The sequence below is a fragment of the Hungatella sp. SL.1.14 genome, from assembly GCF_024460495.1.
GTDB classification, from domain to species: domain Bacteria; phylum Bacillota; class Clostridia; order Lachnospirales; family Lachnospiraceae; genus Hungatella; species Hungatella hathewayi.
Map to the genome: position 1 here is coordinate 1 of NZ_JANFYJ010000074.1, position 1,594 is coordinate 1,594.

General features: G+C 42.3%; 1 protein-coding gene. It reads left to right on the forward strand.

Translation table 11 applies throughout. From position 1 onward, the window contains the following. The first annotated feature begins 98 nt into the window (after nucleotides 1-98). Complete coding sequence (locus tag NE473_RS33275; protein ID WP_081034816.1) at nucleotides 99-1,298, forward strand: IS91 family transposase; 1,200 nt, start codon at nucleotides 99-101, stop codon at nucleotides 1,296-1,298. The last annotated feature ends 296 nt before the right edge of the window (nucleotides 1,299-1,594 follow it).

The following is a 1,594-nucleotide window of genomic DNA, read 5'->3' on the forward strand; positions in this document are numbered from 1 at the left end:
ACAAGAAAGTGCCTTCGGCACTTCAACTCCCCTAGCCCCTCATTCATGAGGGGAATTTAGGGACTTCCTTTTTGCTGCTTTTTTCTTATAATAGTCTTATGAACACTTTCCAGCATATTTTTAACGACCATTATGAAGAAATGATTTATATTTTACACCCACGCGATGCGGTCATCGAGAATGTTGATAAAATGTTAAACTGTGGTGACCCTTCTTTTGGTGAGGCTTTTTATGCCTGCCCTGGCTGCAGATTTCTTAAGTTTGTTCCTTTTCGATGCCATAGCCGCTTCTGCCCTTCCTGCGGCAATAAATATTCCATTGTTCGCACTACCTCTATGGCTTTTAAACTTATTCATTGTTCTCACCGACATTGTGTCTTCACCATCCCCGAAGAACTTCGCCATTTTTTCCTCTCTGACCGCTCTCTCCTGGTCCTCCTTTTTGATGCTGTCAGAAGCGTTGTTCTTCGTATGTTTCACAAAATTAATCAGTCCCAATCCTTTACTCCCGGTTTTGTCTGCGTTCTGCATACATTCGGGCGTGATCTCAAATGGAATCCTCATATCCACTGCCTCGTTTCTGAGGGTGGGGCTGGCAGGACAATTACATGGCGTAAGATTTCTCACTTTAACTTTTCTTTTCTCCGCCATGCCTTTTGTACCGCCCTCCTGAATTTACTTCACAAGCATTTGGGGGACTCCTTTAAGCAGTGCAAAGCCTCTGTCTATAAAAATCACAAAGACGGCTTTTATGTTTACGCCGAATCAAAAGACTGCAGCCCTGATTCTGTTATCAAATACATTGGCAGATATCTTGGCCGTCCTGTTATTGCCACCTCCCGGATTGATTCTTATGATGGCGATACGGTTACCTTTCATTACAACAGACATGAAGATAATGTTCTGGTTACCGAATCGATTCCCGCACTTGAGTTTATCTCACGGTTAATCCAGCATATCCCTGAGCGGCAGTTCAAAATGATCCGCTATTATGGGATCTATGCCAGGCATCGTCAGCAGGATCAGAAACTTTACCGGGCCATCCCGAAAGAAAAGCACAAAATCTTTTTGAGTTTTAATCAATGGCGCACTTTAATTCTCACTTCTTTCGGTTATGATCCTCTAACATGTCCCTGCTGCGGGTGCACCATGGAAATCCTGGAGGTCTATTACAGCCATAAGTCAGTCTCTCTGCAAGAATTATATGAAAGGGCTATGCGAAAGTACAAATGCCGTGCACCTGCTAAGCAAAATCCTTTTACATCTCCCTCCTCTCATGCTAAAATCAAAGTATCTTAATTTTGACTGGAGGTGACTGCCATCGATAACAAAGAACTTGTAGAGAAGCTTCGCAGCAAATATGCAAAAAATCCTCCGGAGGGAATGACTCCCTCTGAAATAGCACGCATGAAGGATGAAGACCTTCTTGATATGGACTATTTTCTTCATGAAAATGTTTTTGGTGAAGATGATGGGAACAGTGGGTTTTTTATTTTTTAACCATCTCCTATCGTCTGATTGTGGTGCTCTGCAAAGGCAGAACACCAAGTTTACATAATTCCATTTTTACGAGAACTTTCCTATTACACAAAAAA